Annotated in this window: 30 protein-coding genes; 11 read left to right on the top strand and 19 right to left on the bottom strand. The window is 55.7% G+C overall.

The window, feature by feature from the left end:
* Positions 1-187: 187 nt before the first annotated feature.
* From ACJMM9_RS09275 to ACJMM9_RS09200, 16 genes are all read right to left on the bottom strand, one after another.
* Entirely contained in the window at positions 188-538 is a 351-nt protein-coding gene (locus tag ACJMM9_RS09275; RefSeq protein WP_405326033.1) for a phage baseplate plug protein, read from the bottom strand.
* Positions 535-1,245 (bottom strand): phage baseplate protein, encoded by a 711-nt coding sequence (locus ACJMM9_RS09270; RefSeq protein WP_405326031.1) that lies wholly within the window; start codon positions 1,243-1,245, stop codon positions 535-537. Before ACJMM9_RS09270 ends, ACJMM9_RS09275 begins: the two co-directional genes overlap by 4 nt.
* Entirely contained in the window at positions 1,242-3,155 is a 1,914-nt protein-coding gene (locus tag ACJMM9_RS09265; RefSeq protein ID WP_405326029.1) for a hypothetical protein, read from the bottom strand. Before ACJMM9_RS09265 ends, ACJMM9_RS09270 begins: the two co-directional genes overlap by 4 nt.
* A 16-nt stretch (positions 3,156-3,171) precedes the next feature.
* Entirely contained in the window at positions 3,172-3,339 is a 168-nt protein-coding gene (locus ACJMM9_RS09260; protein ID WP_405326027.1) for a hypothetical protein, read from the bottom strand.
* A gap of 80 nt (positions 3,340-3,419) precedes the next feature.
* Positions 3,420-3,839 (bottom strand): phage tail assembly chaperone, encoded by a 420-nt coding sequence (locus ACJMM9_RS09255; protein WP_405326025.1) that lies wholly within the window; start codon positions 3,837-3,839, stop codon positions 3,420-3,422.
* Positions 3,840-3,845: 6 nt separating this feature from the next.
* A complete protein-coding gene (locus tag ACJMM9_RS09250; protein ID WP_405326023.1) occupies positions 3,846-4,259 on the bottom strand; it encodes a hypothetical protein in 414 nt (137 codons plus the stop codon).
* Positions 4,260-4,273: 14 nt separating this feature from the next.
* Positions 4,274-5,668 carry a hypothetical protein gene (locus ACJMM9_RS09245; RefSeq protein ID WP_405326021.1) on the bottom strand — a complete coding sequence of 465 codons (1,395 nt, stop codon included), beginning with the start codon at positions 5,666-5,668 and terminating at the stop codon, positions 4,274-4,276.
* Positions 5,669-5,672: 4 nt separating this feature from the next.
* Positions 5,673-6,185, bottom strand: coding sequence for an LIC_12616 family protein (locus ACJMM9_RS09240; RefSeq protein WP_405326019.1), 513 nt, complete (start codon positions 6,183-6,185; stop codon positions 5,673-5,675).
* On the bottom strand, positions 6,178-6,561 hold the full coding sequence (locus ACJMM9_RS09235; RefSeq protein WP_405326017.1) for a hypothetical protein: 384 nt from the start codon (positions 6,559-6,561) through the stop codon (positions 6,178-6,180). Before ACJMM9_RS09235 ends, ACJMM9_RS09240 begins: the two co-directional genes overlap by 8 nt.
* Positions 6,533-6,973 (bottom strand): DUF4054 domain-containing protein, encoded by a 441-nt coding sequence (locus tag ACJMM9_RS09230; RefSeq protein WP_405326015.1) that lies wholly within the window; start codon positions 6,971-6,973, stop codon positions 6,533-6,535. Before ACJMM9_RS09230 ends, ACJMM9_RS09235 begins: the two co-directional genes overlap by 29 nt.
* Positions 6,963-7,259, bottom strand: a complete 297-nt coding sequence (locus tag ACJMM9_RS09225; protein WP_405326014.1) for a hypothetical protein — start codon at positions 7,257-7,259, stop codon at positions 6,963-6,965. The genes ACJMM9_RS09230 and ACJMM9_RS09225 overlap by 11 nt, the downstream gene beginning before the upstream one ends.
* Before the next feature lie 182 nt (positions 7,260-7,441).
* Positions 7,442-8,359 (bottom strand): major capsid family protein, encoded by a 918-nt coding sequence (locus ACJMM9_RS09220; RefSeq protein ID WP_405326012.1) that lies wholly within the window; start codon positions 8,357-8,359, stop codon positions 7,442-7,444.
* 12 nt (positions 8,360-8,371) lie between these two features.
* A complete protein-coding gene (locus ACJMM9_RS09215) occupies positions 8,372-9,136 on the bottom strand; it encodes a hypothetical protein (protein WP_405326010.1) in 765 nt (254 codons plus the stop codon).
* A gap of 12 nt (positions 9,137-9,148) precedes the next feature.
* The gene (locus tag ACJMM9_RS09210; protein WP_405326008.1) at positions 9,149-10,324 is read right to left on the bottom strand and encodes a DUF2213 domain-containing protein; all 1,176 of its coding nucleotides are present in this window, start codon (positions 10,322-10,324) and stop codon (positions 9,149-9,151) included.
* A 350-nt stretch (positions 10,325-10,674) separates the two neighbouring features.
* Positions 10,675-11,028 (bottom strand): hypothetical protein, encoded by a 354-nt coding sequence (locus tag ACJMM9_RS09205; protein ID WP_405326006.1) that lies wholly within the window; start codon positions 11,026-11,028, stop codon positions 10,675-10,677.
* Positions 11,029-11,038: 10 nt separating this feature from the next.
* On the bottom strand, positions 11,039-11,344 hold the full coding sequence (locus ACJMM9_RS09200) for a helix-turn-helix transcriptional regulator (protein ID WP_405326004.1): 306 nt from the start codon (positions 11,342-11,344) through the stop codon (positions 11,039-11,041).
* A gap of 127 nt (positions 11,345-11,471) precedes the next feature.
* Here ACJMM9_RS09200 and ACJMM9_RS09195 point away from each other — a divergent pair, with 127 nt between their 5' ends.
* The gene (locus tag ACJMM9_RS09195) at positions 11,472-11,630 is read left to right on the top strand and encodes a hypothetical protein (protein ID WP_405326002.1); all 159 of its coding nucleotides are present in this window, start codon (positions 11,472-11,474) and stop codon (positions 11,628-11,630) included.
* Between the two features lie 525 nt (positions 11,631-12,155).
* Here the strand turns inward: ACJMM9_RS09195 and ACJMM9_RS09190 are convergent.
* Genes ACJMM9_RS09190 through ACJMM9_RS09180 form a run of 3 tightly spaced genes read right to left on the bottom strand, consistent with a single transcriptional unit; the run spans position 12,156 to position 13,319 of the window.
* Entirely contained in the window at positions 12,156-12,731 is a 576-nt protein-coding gene (locus ACJMM9_RS09190) for a hypothetical protein (RefSeq protein WP_405326000.1), read from the bottom strand.
* 28 nt (positions 12,732-12,759) lie between these two features.
* Complete coding sequence (locus tag ACJMM9_RS09185) at positions 12,760-13,023, bottom strand: helix-turn-helix domain-containing protein (protein WP_405325998.1); 264 nt, start codon at positions 13,021-13,023, stop codon at positions 12,760-12,762.
* 8 nt (positions 13,024-13,031) lie between these two features.
* Entirely contained in the window at positions 13,032-13,319 is a 288-nt protein-coding gene (locus tag ACJMM9_RS09180) for a helix-turn-helix transcriptional regulator (RefSeq protein WP_405325996.1), read from the bottom strand.
* A 158-nt stretch (positions 13,320-13,477) separates the two neighbouring features.
* On the opposite strand from ACJMM9_RS09180, the gene ACJMM9_RS09175 reads away from it, so the two are divergent.
* From ACJMM9_RS09175 to ACJMM9_RS09130, 10 genes are all read left to right on the top strand, one after another.
* The gene (locus ACJMM9_RS09175) at positions 13,478-13,660 is read left to right on the top strand and encodes a hypothetical protein (protein ID WP_405325995.1); all 183 of its coding nucleotides are present in this window, start codon (positions 13,478-13,480) and stop codon (positions 13,658-13,660) included.
* A gap of 21 nt (positions 13,661-13,681) precedes the next feature.
* Positions 13,682-14,125 (top strand): hypothetical protein, encoded by a 444-nt coding sequence (locus ACJMM9_RS09170; RefSeq protein WP_405325993.1) that lies wholly within the window; start codon positions 13,682-13,684, stop codon positions 14,123-14,125.
* Positions 14,112-14,366 (top strand): hypothetical protein, encoded by a 255-nt coding sequence (locus tag ACJMM9_RS09165; RefSeq protein WP_405325991.1) that lies wholly within the window; start codon positions 14,112-14,114, stop codon positions 14,364-14,366. The genes ACJMM9_RS09170 and ACJMM9_RS09165 overlap by 14 nt, the downstream gene beginning before the upstream one ends.
* The gene (locus tag ACJMM9_RS09160) at positions 14,366-14,572 is read left to right on the top strand and encodes a hypothetical protein (protein WP_405325989.1); all 207 of its coding nucleotides are present in this window, start codon (positions 14,366-14,368) and stop codon (positions 14,570-14,572) included. The genes ACJMM9_RS09165 and ACJMM9_RS09160 overlap by 1 nt, the downstream gene beginning before the upstream one ends.
* 20 nt (positions 14,573-14,592) lie before the next feature.
* The gene (locus ACJMM9_RS09155) at positions 14,593-14,826 is read left to right on the top strand and encodes a hypothetical protein (RefSeq protein WP_405325987.1); all 234 of its coding nucleotides are present in this window, start codon (positions 14,593-14,595) and stop codon (positions 14,824-14,826) included.
* A gap of 340 nt (positions 14,827-15,166) precedes the next feature.
* Positions 15,167-16,021: a hypothetical protein gene (locus ACJMM9_RS09150; RefSeq protein WP_405325985.1), complete on the top strand. Its 855-nt coding sequence runs from the start codon at positions 15,167-15,169 to the stop codon at positions 16,019-16,021.
* 4 nt (positions 16,022-16,025) lie between these two features.
* On the top strand, positions 16,026-17,000 hold the full coding sequence (locus ACJMM9_RS09145) for a YqaJ viral recombinase family protein (protein ID WP_405325983.1): 975 nt from the start codon (positions 16,026-16,028) through the stop codon (positions 16,998-17,000).
* A 434-nt stretch (positions 17,001-17,434) separates the two neighbouring features.
* A complete protein-coding gene (locus ACJMM9_RS09140; RefSeq protein ID WP_405325981.1) occupies positions 17,435-18,037 on the top strand; it encodes a hypothetical protein in 603 nt (200 codons plus the stop codon).
* Between the two features lie 6 nt (positions 18,038-18,043).
* On the top strand, positions 18,044-18,223 hold the full coding sequence (locus ACJMM9_RS09135) for a hypothetical protein (RefSeq protein WP_405325979.1): 180 nt from the start codon (positions 18,044-18,046) through the stop codon (positions 18,221-18,223).
* An 11-nt stretch (positions 18,224-18,234) separates the two neighbouring features.
* Positions 18,235-18,444: single-stranded DNA-binding protein (locus ACJMM9_RS09130; RefSeq protein ID WP_405325977.1), on the top strand; the 210-nt coding region annotated here is incomplete at its 3' end.

Genomic DNA, 18,444 nt, shown 5'->3' with positions numbered 1-18,444 from the left:
AGTTCAGCGTGTACGGCTTCGGGTTGTAAATGGTGATTTCCGCGCCATTGTCGAACCACTCGACAGACCGCGTCACCTCGAACTCGATGTCGAGCGCAGAAAGGTCGAGCGACGCTTCACCGCCAGCCTCGTTCCCTTTGCTGAACTTGCCCACAAGCAGCTGGACTACCCTACCGAACGCCATTTGCTATGCCTCCCCCGTCAGTACGGAAATTAGCTTCCGCGTTTCGTCTCCGTCGATGTAGTTGAGCGTGTAGTCGCTTCCCATGTTGTCGAATCCGAGCGGGTCCTTGCAGTCGAGCGTCTTCTTCAATACGACAAGGTCGCCGCCCTTGAGGCAGCGATTCCTGTATGCAAGCAGCGGCGTATTCGTGACGAGCCGTATGCCTTTGTTCTTTCCATCTACGGACTCGAAGTCGGCGAACCAGTGTCCGTCGCGGCTGTTCCACAGTAGGCGTATCGAGAGCGAAACGCCCGAAAGGTTCACGGACAGGGTGCGCCATGCACCTCCGTCCTTGTTTATCGGTATCTCCATCATGGCTGCATCACCTTCCCGGTTGTTGATTCCTCGATCTTCGACGAGTTCCTTTCTACGGCTGTCGCCTTGCCCGCCTTCGTGTTCTTGGCCATCTTCTTGCCCGCGTCAGTTTCCTGCGTCTTCGGAGCCGGCGCGTTCCACACCCCGTCACGGCGCACGATTGAAACTTTCGCCGTTTTCACCTCGCGGAGCTTCGCCGTGAACTTTATGCTTTCGCCGTCCTCCGGGCCGCGCGAATACGGCATTGACTCGAAAAGCATCTCCTCGTAAACTTCGAGTGAAGTTACAAGTCGAACCGGCTTCCTGCTTCTTGCTATTTCTTTCAGCTTCTCGAATTTCTTGAGTGCCACATTTCCGCGCCCCTCGACACCGTCCACATTTACTTCGTCGGCTTCTTCGTTCACAGTGCCGTCGTCGTTGACGTACCCGCTTTTCTTACTTCCTATCGGATGGTTCGTGAACATGCCCGTTATCTGGACTGTACGCAGGCGTTCCTGTACGTGGTCGCTTATGCTGGATCCGTTCTCAACAGCGTGTTCCGGGATGTCGAAGTCAAGTGAATGCGACTCGTCGATGAGCAGGTCGAACGGCAGTTCGGCTATACCGAAGTCCTCTTCCCTGAAAAAGAGTGAAGACTGCACCACCTTCGGCGGGATATCGCTACCTGTAAACTTGTCTATAAGTCCCTGGTACGGAAAGGTAATCATAGCGCGAAAGCCTTTGCCGCCGCCGTGCGGCTTGTGAAGTTGAGCTGCGATGTTGCGAAGAAACGCAACTTTTCCTTGATTATCTTTGCCGTCATTTCAGAATCAGCCTTTATGTTGTTATAAACCGTGATGTTGTTGTTGTACGTGTCGCCCTTGGACATCTTGGCCTGTTCTGCGGCAATCTGCTTCGATATAACGTCCTCTTCGCTGAAATCCGCTTTAGGGACTGAACCGACCCTGTTCATTTCGTGCATGTGGCCTTGCGCCTTCGCCTTACGGCTGCGTTTCTCGAACTCGAGCCTCATCCAGTCTATCTGTCTAGAACTCAAGCCACGGAACACCATACCGGCAGACAGGCTTCGGGTATTGTTCAGGTCGAATCCAGAAGGAAGCCCGTTCAGCCTTGACAACGCTTCCGCCTTTTCGCTATCGGTGAGGCCAATCTCATTTTGTTTTTGCTGCGCGCTCCTTACATGGCGCATTTCCTCGTCGAAATTCGCATTATGAGTGGTACGATCGTATTCCTTCGATTTTTCGGTAGCAAGCTCCATAGTTGTCTTTGCTGCTTTGTAAATCTGTTCGAGACCCCAAATTGCACCCGCGACAAGACCGCCCTTTCCGATGCTCTTCAGCGTCTTGCCTAGCAGCAAGAAACCCGTCCCGGAATCAAGCGCGGAGGCCCTAGCGGAACGCATGGCCGGGCCGAGCAGCTTCATCGCCGCGACGAACCCCATGATTTCCACCGGAGCCTGCGAAAACAGCTTCAGTGCGTCGGAAAACGCGCTTGCGAACTCGCTGATTTCTCCAGTGTGCGCCTTCACTGCGTCCATGAGCGAAACGAGAACGTCCTTGAAGCCCTCGAAAACTTTCTTGAGCGTCGGGAGGTTTTCCTTCGTGGACTTTGCAAGATCTCCAACTACAGGCAACAGTTCGCGCCCGATTTCCTCGCGCATGTCGCCGATGTCGTTCTTGAGCTGCTGAATCTTGCCTTCGTCCGTCTTGGCGAATTCGTCGGCAAGGCCCTTCCAGTCTGCCATCGCCTTTTCAAGGGCGGCGACCTTCAAGTCCTCGACGTTCTGACCCCTGTGCTCCTTCAGCCACTTGAGCAATTCCTTGTCATCGGCGCTGAGTTTTAATTCCCCGGTTTTCTTGTCGGTCTTTACATTCCCCTTTTTAAGGTCTTCATTCAGTTTCAACGCATTCGTAATCATTTCGAGTTCCGAAGTGTCGAAACCCTTCTTACGCAACGCCTCGAAAGAACCGTCGAAAGCCTTTCCAAGACCAGTTGCGAGGTTGGAAAGCATCTGCGGGTTCATTTCCGCACCGCCAGTCATGCCCATGGAATAGTCGGCAAGGAGGTTCATCATTCTGGAAAGCCTTCTCGGGTCCTTGACGAATGTCGAAAGCTCAGCCGCGCCTGCAAGCATGGCTTCGTCGCCGATGGTAGTTCGCTTCTGAATCTGCGACGCACGGAGCTTGATGAACTTCGACGCATTGCCCATACCGTTGTTGCGGAGGACAGTGTCGAGCATCTGTTCCTGCTTGCGCTGCGTAACGAAGGCGTCTATGCTTCCCTTGCCGAAACCGACAAGAGCTGAAATTCCCTTGAAACCGGCATAGGCCGCGACGAGACCCGTCACGGCGCCCTTCATCCTGTCAAATGCCGAAGCAAGGCCGTTCGTTTCCTTCGTAGCGACCTTCATTCCGGCTGCAATGTCCCTTGTCTTCTTCGCCGTCTCGCTTGCGACCTTGCTCGCCTTCTGCATGCCCTTCTCGAGACCGGACGCGGGATTGTTCCCTCCTACTCCGGCGACACCGCCGCCGAAAGCCTCGCGGAAACGCTTCACGGCAGCGACTAGCTCGCTGTCGTCAACTTTCAGCTTTATCGACTGTACAAATTCTTCTGCCATCTACACGGCCTCCGCGTCATTGCTTTTCCTTGTTCTTCTGCGAGTAGAGTTCAGTCCACGCGCTCTTGTAGTCCTGTTTCATGCGCAGGTACGCCCCGAAATTGCACATCCTGTCAAACGTCCACTCCGCCTCTATATCAGAAAGCGGAACATGCGCTTCCGAGACGATACGCCACACGAGCACATATTCCGCTGATCCGCCGCTAAGTTCGCCGATGTCGCCGAGGGCCTTTATGTCCTTCGCGTCGGCGTTCTCGAACGCGGCTACGATTGGGTTTGAACGGTTGAGCCGCCATCCGTCACCTTCGGGGCCTCTGCGAAAGGGGAAAGTTTTTCTTCCTTCCACACCTTCACGAGAAGCACGTAGATTTCGTTGAAGCGCCCTTCGAAATGCGAAGTCACGGCGTCGAAGTCCGAAAGCGTGACATTCTTCTTGCCCTGCGTCACTACTGTTACGTTCTTCAGAGTCGTCTCGACAATCCAGCGGAAGTCTTCGCGCCCCATGTCAGAGAACACCCCGGACATCGCCACGAAAGCGTCGCCCTCGTCGTCGAGGAACATGCCAGTCCGCGCCATCTGCCCGACAACGCCGAGCACCTTGCGGTCGAGGTCCATGGCCTCGAACCCGGTGTGCGGAAGGAGCTGGTATTCGTCCTCGCCAATCTTGAAGTTAATCGGCTTCATAGGCTACTATGCCCCCTCGAATGCGGCTTCGGCCTTGACCTGCAATACGATGTTGCGCGGCTGCGCCTGTCTGCCCTTCACCGCGTCGCCCATGCTCTGAATCCACGCGACGCCCATGAGGACGTATGCGCCGTTGAGGTCCGTGATTGCGAACGGGAACGGGCCGGCGCCCGTCTTCTCGTCGGTGACACGCAACGTCTCGATGGCGTTGATCTGCGGACTCGTCTGCATCATCGGGAGCGTTACCGTGTAGAGGTTACGCACCATGCGGGAGCGTTCCACTGCGCCGTTTGAGCCTTCCACGGTCTCGAAGTCCGGACCTTCCTTTGAAATGGTCGGGTCGCCGTTGAAGTCGGTGAGCGCGATGCCGTTTAAGGAAATGTTTACCTTTGTGTGGTCGTAAGTCTTGAACATAGACATAATCTTTCACCTCCTTAAAGGGTAACGAGCAGCGAGACCTGCACGACGGTGTGTATTGCGTTCATCCTTGCGTAACGCCCGCTGATTAGCGGGAGGTTGCGCTTGCGGACATCCTCGGCGTAGTTCGCCACGAGGTAGCTGTACGGCTTGTAATCGACCGTAGCGGAATCGGCCATGACGTACTGGTGGTCGGTATCCTGCGCCACGGTGAGGACGTTCAGCACGGATGCGGCGACCGCCGCGATACCTGCGTCGTCGTAGTTGATTCCGTTGCCATCGTTGCCTTCCCCAAGCAGCCTGTAGATACGGCTCTGCGCGTTGAAACGGATCCAGTCGTCCTTGATAATCTGGTCGATGAAGTTTTCGCTGCTACCCGTCGTACCCATGAAGAGACGGGCTTCGCCGGAGTCCTTGACATAGATATTGATGCCTGCATCAATCCATTCTTTGTACTGGTCTACGGTGTAGGAATCCGGCTTCGCGAATTTCAGTTTCTTGTGTGCAAAAGTTCCTCGTGCAGAGTCTCTTGCGCAACGAGAAGCTGCAATTTCGACACAGATAAAGTCCTTTTGTCCGTCCTGTGTCTCGTTGTGCTTGACAACAAAAACTCGGTTGCATCCGTGGTTCTTTAGCCCACTTGCATCCGCAACCTGTATTTCAGCGACCTTCTTGGCGTCGGAAAGCCAAGTCTGCCATCCTGTTGCAGGGTCTGTAAGAAGTCCTTTTGCGAAAGCGGTATCGTTCGTTGCAACGGCGATGTGGTAGAAAGTGAAGTTGTTTGCGGCTTCCTTGACTGCGGTGAGCAGGGCGCTATTTTCAGCTACCTGTGCTACAGGAATACACACGACGCGGGACGGCTGCGAATCCATACCAAAGAAAACGGAAGCCATCGCGTAGATTTCGGAATCTGTGCCGCAGCGTTCGGCGACGGCCTTGGAAGATGCCGTTTCGAACGCTTCGAGTGTGCCTACGCCAGCAGTGACTTCGGCAACGGAAGAAGAGCCGAAGACGATGTTTTCGTCGAGGCTCTTGACGGAGATTTCTGCGCCAACATAACCGACAGCCTTCGCCGTGAGTGTGAGCTTCGTTGTTCCGTCGGTAGCGGTGAAAATCTTGGAGCCGTCCGTAGCGTCATTTACCGCAGTCACGAGGTCGTCGATGACATCGGCAACTGAGTCGGATGCAGTGGTCGTGATTCCGAAAGATTCATTGCCGATATTGAGAGTGATTTTCTTGGAACCTTCCGCACCGGATGTACCGGATTTCAGCGCCGGAGTAACATCGACGACGCGGGTTGCGAAGGTTCCGTTGCGGCCGACAATGGCCACCGTGTTTACATCCACCGTGGTGACGCTCGACATGGCGTCCTGGATGCTGATCTTGACAATCTGGTCGATAATTTCAGCCATTGTCCTATGCTCCTGTTAGTGTTAAAGGTTCGACGCTCTCGATCTTCGGAACGTCCTCTGTAATCTCGTCTGCGAAGTTCACGCGCATGGTGAACCGCCACTGCCTCACGATGAACTCGCCGTCGAACGTGTCGACCGGGATGATGCTCCCGAAGTCCCACACGCTGAACCCCGCCTCGGCACCCGCCTTGTCGCGGAAGTCCTTGCGCTGGATCAGGTTGCGGACCATGCGAAGCGCCTCGCCGTCGCCCTCGACCTCTGTGAACGAGACCGTTGCTACCTGCTGGAACACGAACTTCGCGCCATTTCCCGGAGGCGGCTGCATTTCCGAGCCGTGCTGTCCTACGTCCTCGACGCGCACGGCGACATACTTGCCGACGGGAGCCGGTAGGCTCGACGGGGACTTCCTGAACGGACAATCAAGGAGGGCATTGCCGTTGAAGTACTCGACAATGCTCCCCTTGATGCGTTCAACCAAGGATGACTCAAGTTCTTTCTGCTGCACTCCGTCAGGCATTGCTTGCGCCCTCCTTCAGTGCATCCGGGATCTGCGACGGCGGCACGAGGCAGCCGACATACTTGTAGTGGTCGATGAGGCCGTTCAGGTTCGGCAGCTCGTCCACGAGTTCGTATAGGAACCCGCCACAGCGCACGTAGCCGAGGCCATTCCCGTCTTCCGAACGGAAGTCGAGGCGTTCGCTCGAATAGACCTTTACGGTGCCCGTATTGCGCGAAAGGGCGACCGCGGGTACGGTCTCCTTGCCTTTGAACGGCTGGACGGTCCCTCGAACGGTGCGCGTGGTCTTCTCGCCCGGCACGGCGTTGCCGCGCAGGTCGATGGTGGGCCTTCCGATCCTCACGAACTCAAAGGAACGATTGAACAACGTTGCCACAGCCAAGCCCCATTCCGCAGAACGCGCCGCCCGTCACACCCGGACGGGGCGAATACTGCTCCAAAAGTTCAAGGTATTCCTGCCCGAAGACGGTGTTGGCGAGGTCGTTGTTTTCGCCGGACGAGCCGCCCGAGGAGTAACCAACGGAGAGGTCACCCTCGCGCTTGCTCGTTACCGGGCCAGCGACGCCCTCTTTTGCCATGTCGAGGAGCGTGGCCTTGTGCATTACCATGAGGGATAGTGCATACACGTACGCCTTGCCGAAGTACTGCCGGCCTACGCGGAGTTCCGCGCCACTGATCATGGCATCGAGACGCGGGCTTTTAGCCACGGAATCCTCGAGGTAGCCTACAAGTTCGATTCTTTCTTCGGGTGTCATTGCCATCTTCAGTTCGCCTTCGTTAAGCTTCAACGCCGCCGTCTTCTTCCTCGGCCTTCTTGGCGGCTTCGGTCGCGGCCTTCGCCTCGGCCTTCATCTTGCCGAGCTGTGCGCGGCGCTTTTCGGCAGCGCCGGACACCTTCGCGTCGCCTTTGCCGAGCTTCTCGAGTTCGTCAACGACGCCTTCGGTGTTCGCGTCCTTCATCGCGGATGCGGGGTCGTCGGAAACGACCACTTCGTCCTCTTCGACGTAGTGCTTCAGGCCGGGGAACTTATCCGTGTCGATTTCCTCGGCAACGTTCGTTCCCGGGAGGAGCATGGTGTCGCCGAAGACGAGCGCGCGCTTCGTGCGGTTGTTGTAAATCTTCTTCATCGTTTTTCTCCAGAATTGATGCTACTTGAATGAGTGAAAAAAAGGATTACCGCCCCTCCGGAGTGTCGCGGGGACTAGCCCCGCGCTCGCTCCTGGAGAAACGAGTAAACTGTGTCGTCACGGCGCGTTTACACGCCGTCGCAATACACGACGCCCTTGAGGTTCTTGATCACGGTGCCGCCGATGCGGGCGTAGCACGGGACCTTGTAGTGGAGGGCCTGTTCCTGCGGGTTCTTCTGGCGGAAAGGTTCCGGGAGCACGTAGGAGAGCACGTTCTTTGCCTTGCGGTAGAACACTGCGCGGCCCGTGCCGTTTGCGCCTGCGTCTTCGAGCAGTTCGGAACGGTACCAGTTGACGATCTGCGGGAACTTGGCCTTGAGGGAGTCGAGGATGGACGTGTCGATGCTGTCGCTGACGTTGGTCGTTTCGAGGTAGCCGAAAGCGTCGTCCGGGAGGATGACGGAGTCGATCTTCGTTGCGACCTTCTTGTCCTTGAAGAGGTTCTTCTGTGCGGCGAACACGGCGCGGAACTGTGCGACGATTTCCTTGTAGGTCTTGTTTTCGAAGTCTGTCTGGCCGGAAGTGCCTGCGGAGGATTCGACGACCGTCACGTTTTCGTTGTTGAAGAGGCCCGTGACGCCCTGGCCTTCGTCACCCATGAGGAGGACGTCGTCAACCTTTTCGTCGATCTTGCGGCGTGCAGTTTCGGCGTCGTCGCGGGAGAGGTCAACCTTGGTGGCGAGCCACTGCTGGAGTTCGAATTCGGAGTAGGCGTAGGAGTCGCCGATGGTCTTGATGCCGACGCTCTTCGGGGTGAGGAAACGTGCGACCGGCGGGAGGTCGTCGGCGTAGTCGGCGATGAATGCGGCCATGCCGACTTCGGAGACTACCTTGTAGCCCCATGCGGACTGCCACGGCTGAACGCCGTCCTGCATAGGGATGAAGGTGGTGGCGTTGAGCGCGACTCGGTCAAGGCCGTAGGTTTCGTTTGCGATTACGCCGAACATGGCGAGGATCGCGACTTTCTGGGTCGGGGAAAAGTTCATTTCTTACCCTCCTTATGCGATTTCGAGCTGGGCGAGTCTGCCGTCTGCCGCGTTGCTCTTGAACACGCCGCCCGTGATGGCGGTAGCGCTGGAGCTGGAAGCGGTGATCTTGCCCGAGGAATTGTTGATGTATGCGGCCTGGCCTGCGAGCACTTCGCCGGAGACCTTGACCCACACGCGGCCCTTCTTGAGGACGTTGACATGGTCGCCCTGGCCGTAGCCGAGGTGCATGCAGTCGGCGGTCGTGAAGGACGCGATGCCGATGAACGTGCCTCCTTCGACGGCGTCCGCGCCTGCGGTCTTTTCGTTCTTGGCGATGGTGCCTGCCGTGGAGGTCTTGTCCACTACGAACTGGTCGGCGTTACGTGCGGCCCCTGCGGTGGATGCGGTGATCGTGACCTTGCCGCTGGATGCGCTTGCGCCGTAGTTGGCGTTGGCGTCGATTGCGGTTGCGAGCTTGCCAGCGACGTCGGAAGCGGTGTCGTCGGAGTCTGCCGTGACTTCGTACTTCGTGCCTGCGACGGTCACGGAGTACTTGTCGTTTTCGGCGACGGTGCCGCCGACGGTGACTTCCACCACGCGGGCAACGGCTACAGCGGATGCTGGCTTCGTGGCCCATACCTTGCCGGGCTGGCCTACGACAGCATAAAGCGGAAAGCCGCCCATTTCGTCCTTGGAGTCCTGGAGGAGTCCTGATTCGATGGAGTGGGGAACGAACGGGAACAGGAGTCCCGGGAGTCCTTCCATGCCGTCAAATTCTTCTGCGTTCTGTACCATTGTGATACCTCCTTACTTGGCCTTGCCGGACATCTTGTCGAGCATGGCCTGGTGTGCCTTTTCGGCTTCGTCGTTCACGGCGTCGTCGGAGATGCCGGAGAAGTTGTTGGCCAGCGGGGACTGGTTAGGGCTGCCCGTCATTCCGTCGAGGTGGATGCAGGCGGCGTCGAATGCGATCTGTACGTGCACTTCGCTCTTGTCCTTGAGGTCCATCTTGTCGCCAAAAGCCTTGGTGACGACGGCCTTCTTGATGTCGAGCGCGGAATCTTCCGCCTTGACTTCGCAGCCGTACTTCTTGGCGGTACCGACGAGGGCGATCTTCTCGTCCACCATCTTCTGGATGGCGGCCTCGTCGAGCTGCTTTTCCTTGAGGGTCTTGGCTTCGGCCTGTGCCACGTCGCGTTCAGCCGTAACCTTGTCGAGTTCGGCGACCTTTGCGTCCTTTTCGGCCGTCAACTTTTCGACTTCGGCCTTGTGCGCGGCAGCGGAATCTGCGAGCTGCTTTTCCATGCCCGCGACCTTTGCTGCGACGGCTTCGTCGCATTCGTAAACGGCACCGTCAATGACGATCTTCTTCATTGCGCTGTCCTTTGCCGGGTCGGCCTTTTTTCCGTCCCCGGTCTTGTTTTTGTGGTTAAAGAGTTCTTCGACGGAATCGCCCGCGTAGATTTCCACGGACTCGCCTGCTCGTCCAGCATAGACGAGGGCCACGTGGTTGTAGGTGATGCCGTGCTGCACCTTCGTGTACTCGGTGCCGCGCCAGTTGTTCAGCGGGTCTTCGTTCGTCTCGTAGACGGCGATGTCGTACCCGCAGGATACGGCCTGGACTTCCTTGTTCTCGACGGCCTCGATGGCCTTCGGGTCAGTAATGGTGATTGTCACCCAGAGGTCGATGCCGTCGAAGTACGCGTCAGTGCCGGTAAACCCGACGGAGTACTTCTTGATGTTCTCGGCGGTGACGTTCTCCTTCGGGTGCCTGAGGGTTACCGGCTTGGAGTTGAGCGACATGACGGAGGCCGGGTCACCCACCTCGGACTCGGGGCGCAGAACGCGCTCGACGGTCTTGCCGTCATCGCCGAGATACCGGAACACGCCCGCGCAGGAAACGCGGATGTACGCCGTGAGGTATCCCTCCGGAGTACGCTGGAGCCTCTGCGGCTCGAAAAGAAACTTGTCCTTGAAGTTCATACGCTCCAAAGGTAGGGGGCGCGACCGTAAAAAAGGGTTTTTCTATAGCGTATGCTAGAACACGCTTAAATACGCTTAAATTCGGGGTGCCGAAAAGGCGCTTTAAAGCCGCTTCCAAAGCGTTTTTAGGAGCGACCCGTAAAACCTTACGGTCAGCATAAAAAACGGGCTGAAAACCGCCTCAAAACAAGAATGCGTGGGTGAAGTTCGGTGTGGCCCATTTGACCGGGATAAAAATGCAGAAATTAAGCTGTGCTAAACTAAAGTTCAGTTTCATTAAACTGGTACAGAACGGAAAAGGGCCGCCCTCAGGCGGCCCCATTGGACGGGATTGTAAGGAATGCTTTACTTCATGCGGGACAGTCGGGCTTTTCCTCGATTTCACCCGCGATCAGGTTCGGATTGGTGCGCAGCTCGTCCTCGCATACTTCCACGAGGGACTTCATCGCGCCGATGGTGGTGTCCAGTACGGATTCGGTCGGGACCTTCCTGTCGATGTCCTTGTCGATTGACTTGAGGCAAATCTTCATGTGGTTCACGATGTTCGTCATCTGCAGGCGGCGTCCCTTGCAAATCCATAGTTCGTTCTCCTTGAAATGCTCCTTCTCGATGGTCAGGAACATCTTTGCCATATCCGCCATCATCTCCTTCTGCACCGTAAGCAGCATCTTCGTGATTTCCGCCAGGTCGCTTTTCTCGATCATCGTGTTTCTCCTACTTTTTCATGTGGATGTCTTTCTTGAGGTTCATCAGCGAGTTCTCGGCAGCCTCCCACAGTGCGCCCTTTTGCCGCAGCGAGTCCGCGCTCGAAGGGAACGGATATCCGAACAGCTCCTCGACTGTCATGCCCATTTCGAGCAGCCTGTACTCCATCTCGTGCGTCGGGAACGTCTTCCCCTTGACCCAGTTAGATACCGTCTGGTCCGACACTCCGAGCCTTCCGGCGAGTTCATCCTGCTTCCTTATGCCGAGCCTTGCGCCCTCGCGGGCAAGAAAATCCTTGATACGTAATCCGTCCATGCCGTAAAATATAGGATATTCCGATAAAAAAAGTTGTAAAATTTTATTTTTTTACAAGAAAAACTTTAATTATTAACACATAAGAGCTATATTTCGGAAGAACGGAGAAAGAAAGGGGAACCATCCCATGGAAAAGATAGGGTACATCGACGAGGTCATCAAGCGCGTGAAGGCCGGTGAAATTTGCCCGGAAGCGGCGCTCGATCTTATACGCAAGCTGTTTTCGAAAAGGAATCGTAAGACCTGGAAGAAGGCATTAGCCCGGGACGGGGACGAAAGGAGATGACTTTCGAGGGGAGAAAGAGCCCCGCCACCGGGCATTGAATTTTACGAGATACTACGGGAACAAATATAACCAAAAATCAATACAATGTGTACACCACCCTCACCCACGCACGCGCACACGCGTTGAGTTGAATTGAGGGTTTTTTATATATATGGGTTTTATAATAAAAATAAGTATAAGGTTAAATTTATTATTGTTCTTTTTTTTGTTTTTGTTATTGTATTTGTTATTTAAAAAGGGCGCATATGTTCGCATCAATTCGCATAGCGGTCGCATGCGGTCGCATGCGGTCGCATATGTTGTATTACCATCGGTTTTTCTTGTGATTATCCAGGTTGTAAAGTGACGGAAAAAGAAAAGGGAATCGAGATTTTTTTCGAGCGTTGCCTGCGGTGCTGGGAACTCCGCCACGGCCGCGGACCGGCTACAACTGAAGAGATGTGGGAGGCCGTAACCGAAGAAATGGAAAGGATGGAAAAAGGCAGGCCGTCGTGAACGCTTCCGGGAAAACCATAAAAAAAGCCGTCAAGGCTTCCAGTAAGTCCTGTCGTTCGCAATAAACCTTCTGCAGTGGTCGCCCGGCATCATTTCGTAGCCTTTCTTCCTTGTAACGACACCTTTCCTGTTGTATTCCCTTGTTTCAACGTAAGAGGAAAATATGCAGTGCATCGAGAACGGCTCCTCGTAATCGGGACCGAACCCCATACCGAAATTCGGTATGTCGATCTTGTTGCCGGACCTTATGTCCGAAAGCACCGAGTCGCAAAGCGCCCTGCACTTCTTTTTCACCGCGCCGTACTCAGAATCCGTGTAATCGGGCCTGTCCTGAAGTATTCCGAAAATTTCAAGGTTGACACATGTCTCGTAATAGTCGTAACGCCTGTATGACCTTACATAGACGGACTGTGAATTCTCATCACCGAAAAAGTGCAGCTTCATGACCCACGAGCCGTCTTTTTTCAGCCAGTAGGCCTTCATCTGTCCGGGCGTTTCCTCCGAAGTGCATATCACGCAGTTTTTCGAAAACACCCTGCACCACTCATCACCGGCACGAGCAAGACAGGATAAGACAAGAATCGCCAGCAGCAGGATTTTTTTCATAATACTTCAATCTATAAAAAAGGACGCCCTACCGGATACGCCCGGCGACAAAATCTGCTATCTTCTCGCAGTCCGCGTCGGAAATCGTAGCGGCTTGTTTTTCACCAAACATCTCGGCCGGGGTCATCCCTAATCTGTGGAACTTAATGAGCGTTGAGTAGGAAGGCGTGGTCGAGCCGTTGTTCAGGAGCGTCATCATCGACTTGCTCACCCCGGCCTTCCTTGCAACCTCCGCAAGCGTGCTTCCCGTCCTTCTTAGGAACGATTCGAAGTCTATTGAGTTCTTCCTCATCGGCTTGCCTACTTTATTACGCCGATCTTCTTCAGGTCCTCGATTGCCCTTGCGACACCCTGCTTGAATTCCGGAGTGTCGAAGGCTGGAGGAAGACCGGAATCGGCGCTGGAGTTCTTGACGAGTTCGTCACCGAGTTCCTTACCGAAAAGCTCCCGCGCCGTCATCCCGAACGTTATCAGTTTCGAAATAGTCCCGTAATCGGGAGTCTTGCCCTTGCACCAGTTCGATATGGTGGCCTGCGTGACTCCAATAAGGTCAGCCGCCTGCTGCTGCTTCAGGCCTTTACGGTTCATGAATAAATTAAAATCAAACTTCACAGACCAAATTTATAAACAAAAATAAATTTTTACAATATTTTTTTATACTGCCCTTTACTTTTATAAAAATATTTTATATTTTATAAATGCGATTAATAGGATATAAGAAGTCTTATAATACTGGATATGATATTATGGCTATAAACTCTACAGATAAAGAAAAAAAACACAAATATTCGAAATACCCGGGGCTGACTCCTGCCGCCTACACCATTTCCAAGAACGAATCCGACAAGAGGAAAAGGCTTGGGCTTTCCTCCTCTATAAGGGCCGTAGTCTCGGAAGCTGTAGTGAAGGTGTACGGGAATGCAAAGTGACTTTTTCGAGGGAATCGGTAGATGCCAAAGAAAAAGACATGGTGGGTCGAGATGGAATTCAACGAGTTCTGCCTTCACTACATGAGCAAGAAAGACGAAGAGATCGTCAAGGACGTCAAGTCATCGGTCGAGTCGTTCATGAGCGTGAATCCCGAAGGCGAAAATTTCGGCGCGAAGATGGTCCGTAAGGCCAACGAGGCGATGGAACGCGTCTCCGAAACCAACCGACGGAACGCCAACAAGCGCTGGAATAGAGAACACGACGAATGCCCGCTCCCCAAGAACAAGGAGGAAGTCAGGCTGTTCGCTGTAGACAAGGGGCTGGACGTCGATTACGCCATGGAATGGGCAGAACTCTCGCTGAAGGAACGGAAGGGTCGCGACAAGGCTGGCAACCCGATAAAGAATTGGAAGGGGGCGCTCATAAACTACGTCAAGTCAAGGGAAGGGAATGCAGACGGGTAACCTCGGATTCATAAGGATGGCGGCGATGGACGGAGTCCACGACCCGCAGGAAATCGAAACAAACATTATCAACGGAGAAAGGCCAATGAACAGACGTGTTGCAAGACGAGTGAAGCAGGCCTTCGCCATCGCAAAGCGCGACCCGGGACTCACAGCGGAGTTCATTTCGGACGTGCTCGTAATCATCGGGCTGCTCGCTCTGGTCTACATCGCATGGAGATCATGCAGGGGGTGCGCATAATGGCATACGAAGACAACAGGATTCGCAGCAAGGACGGGACGTGGGCCATCGTCGTCTCGGAGGACGGCACTGGCGCACACTTCAAGTCGACCGGCAGCGTTCCGAAGAAGGTCGCTGAGGCGGTTCTCCAGAAGGAGAACGACGGCATGAAGAAGACCGCGACGGAGTTGAGATTTTACGCCCGCATGCTCGTGTGCGGGGAATAAAGGAAAAGGAGAACGGGTATATGGGAATGATCGAACAGTACGAGAAGGCGCAGAACGATGCGTCCACAAAGGCACAGTACATCGTCGGAGTCCTGGAAATCGCAATCAGGAACGGCGAAACGGCGGACCTCGTAAGGGGCGCACTCGGGAGCTTCAACTACAGGAAGCTCGAAGAGGCCATCGCCGCAAGGAAGGAGGAGGACCGCATCTTCAACGAGATAATGGACTCCGAACTTGCGACAAGGAAGACTTGATGACCGAAAGTGGCAGAACGTGGTTGTGGGTGACTGACGGGACCCGCTGAAGACATACGGAACCCTCGAATTTTACAAGACAACACTGGAGAAACGGAAAATGGAACAGGAAAAAGGAACAGTCATTCAGGGAGAGGCGCTCGTCGTCCGCGACGACTACTCGGTAATCGTCGCGGCCCCCGACAGGCTCCTCGAAATCTTCAAGGACGGAAAGAAGCTCGACGCCATCTACACGCGAATCGAGAAGATGGCACTTGGACTCGTCGCGGACGTGACGACCAAGGAAGGCGTCTCGCAGATCAAGACCTGTGCACGACAGATAGCGAGCGTGAAGGCGAAGGTGGACGACGCAGGAAAGAAGGTGAAGGCAGAGCTAAACGAGCTCCCCCTCGTAATCGACGAGAACCGCCGCAACTTTCGCGAGAAGATGGAGGCACTGCAGGAGGAAATCCGACGCCCCGTCACCGAAATCGAGAACCGAGAGAAGGAAATCGACGGAATCAAGGCCATGCACATGGCGGTCGCTATGTCCGGCTCCGCAATCATCAGACAGCAGCTTGAAAAGGTGAAGGCCATAGAACTCACAGAAGAAAAGTGGAAGGAATCGCTCGCCAAGGCCGAGGATGCAGTCGCCGGGGAAGTCAGAGCACTCAACCTCATGCTTCAGGAGGCCGAGAAGCGCGAGGAGGAAGCCCGCGAACTCGAGGAACTCCGCAAGAAGCAGGAGGAAGCCGACCGCATCATCCGCGAACAGAAGATCAAGGAAGAAGCGGAACGCAGGGCAAAAGCCGAAGCGGAAGCCCGTTCAGCCGCTGAAAAGGCCCGTCTTGAACGCGAAAAGGCAGAAGCGGAACGGAAGGCCGCCGAGGCAGAAAAGGCGCGCCAGGAAGCCGAAAGAAAGGCCAAGGAAGCGGAACTCGCCGCACGTAACGTACCGAACCCGGTCCAGGCCGCAGCTGTCGGCGCACAGCAGGCCGCAACGCCAATGCCGAAGCCTTCCAAGTGGACCCCGGAAATGAAGGCAGTAAACAAGGCCGTGTACGAACAGATCGCGGCCTACGTACTGCCGGAAATCCAGAAGACGATCGTCGGGTTCACCGAAAACGGCTACAGGGTCGCAGCAGAAGAAGCCGCGAAGGCGGTCGTGAAGGCTATCCTCACGGGAAAGATCAGGAACCTCAAGGTGGAGTACTAAAAAAATGGAATTTATCGAAATCGAAAAAGACGAAAGCAAGAAGCCGGCGTGGCTCGAAAAAAGAAAGCACTACATCACCGGCACGGACGCCGCGAAGATTCTCGGGTTGTCCCCGTTCGGTTCAATCTTCGACGTGTGGCTCGAAAAGACGGGACAGGGCGCGGACTTCGCTCAGAACGCGGCAATGAGGGCCGGTTCCGCTTTCGAGTCCGCAATCCTTCGGATGTACGCGGAAGATACCGACTCGAAGCTCGAGCACGTGGACGGCTACAGCCTTGTAACCTGCGAAAAGTACCCGCGTATCGGGGCCTCCCTTGACGGGTGGAACCACACGCTCGGCTGCCCGGTGGACGCGAAGAACATCCGCTGGAAGAACGAGAAGTGGGGCGACGCCTGGACCTCCGACTTCCCGGAATACTACAAGACCCAGCTGCAGGTTCAGATGATGGTCACCGGCGCCAAGTTCGCCCACCTCGCCGTGATGTTCTCCGGCCAGGATTTCTGCATCTACACGATGGAATACGACGAAGAACTCGCGCAGCGGATTCTCGACGCCTCCGCCTCGTTCTGGCCCTACGTCGAAAGCGGCGAGATGCCGGAAGTCAGCGGCAGCGACGCCGCGTCGTCCTACATCAAGGACAGGTACGCAGAAGGAACGCCGGACAAGGAAAAGGAAGCCGACGAATACCTTAAGAAGTACGTCGCGGACTACAAGGCAGCAACGGACGCTGAAACCGCCGCAAAGGCCAAGAAGGCCGAGGCCGCCAACCGCATCAAGGTATTCATGGGCGAAGCGACAATCGTTCCCGGGTGGTGCACCTGGAAGAACACCAAGGACTCGCAGAAAACGGACTGGGAGGCCGTCGCAAGGGAAGCCATGGAACAGCTCGACAGCGCCGCACGAGTGGCAATCGTCGCCAACAACACGGCCACGAAGAAGGGCGCAAGGACGCTCCGGATCACGGCTAAGGGAATCTAATAACGGAACTTTTAAAAACGGAGAAACGAAAAATGGAACAGAACCTCACACCCGCAACATTCACCCAGAACGAAGGACAGCTTCCCGCAGTGCAGGCTTCCGCTTCGGAAAACTCTGCAATCGCGATGGCCGCACTGCAGAAGGCCACCGTCGAGGCCCGCTACAAGATGGCGCTCGCCCGTCCCCGCGACCTCGACATGGTCCGACAGGCCATGCTCAAGGACGCGCAGCGCCCGAGCTTCGCGAACGTAGCCATCTACCATAAGCCGGTCGGCAAGGGCATCGAAGGCCCCTCCATCCGCTTCGTGGAATCGGCAATCCGAAACATGACGAACATCCTCACAGAGACGGCCACGATCTCCGAGGACGACGAACGCCGCGTCGTTCGCGTCGCCGTGAGCGACCTCGAGACGAACACCTACTTCTCGCAGGACGTGACGGTCACGAAGACGGTGGAACGCAACAAGCTCCCGCAGGGCGAAAAGCCTATCCGCATCCGCACCAACTCCAAGGGGCAGCCGGTGTTCATCCTCCACGGCACCGACGACGACATCCTCAACAAGCAGAACGCACTGATATCCAAGGCGGTCCGCACGCTCGGACTCCGACTCATCCCGGGCGACCTCGTGGATGAAGCCCTGTGGTATGTGCGTCAGACGATGCAGAAGCAGGACGCCCAGAACCCGGACGCCGCGAAGAACCGCCTCATCGACGCATTCGCGCAGATCGGCGTCGCCGTCGAACAGCTCAAGGACTACGTCGGGCACGAACTCTCCACGCTCGCACCTAACGAACTCCAGACCCTCCGCGCCATCTACTCTGCAATCAAGGACGGAGAGACGAGCTGGAAGGCCGTCATGGACTCGGAAGCGGAAAAGAAGGCCGAGAAGGAAGCCGAAACGAAGAAGGGCGCAAGGAAGGCCCCCGCCGCACCGCAGCAGGCGAAGACGGCCACGACGGCAACTGAACAGGCCTCTGAACCAGCAGAAGCCGAAACCGCCCCGGCTGAGCCAACCGACAACGACATGTTCGGATAGCGGACCATGCGCAAGGTGAAGTACCCGTCAACGCAGATCGCCCGCAAGCGTTTCGGGGCGCACAGCCCGGAGTACAAGCGGATAAAGGCGCTTGAGAAGTGGGCGATAGATCACGGCTACGACGGGTACGCGCCCATCAAGCGCAGAACGAAAGAAGACAAGAAGCAGCAGACAAGTTTACTCTAAAGGAATCGAACATGGCTTATCTTAACAAAGTAATGCTCATTGGCAATCTCGGCAAGGACCCGGAAATCCGCGTGAGCCCCACCACTGGCTCGAAGCAGGTGATTTTCTCCATCGCCACCTCACGCCGCTACCGTGACAACAACGGCGAACAGAAGGAACAGACCGACTGGCACAACATCATTGGCTGGGGCAAAATCGCAGATATCGTTGAACAGCTTGGC

It is taken from the genome of Fibrobacter sp. (genome assembly GCF_045112255.1).
In the GTDB taxonomy this organism is placed as follows: domain Bacteria; phylum Fibrobacterota; class Fibrobacteria; order Fibrobacterales; family Fibrobacteraceae; genus Fibrobacter.
Note: the sequence above shows the minus strand (reverse complement) of the source record. Positions and strands in the feature narration are given on the sequence as shown.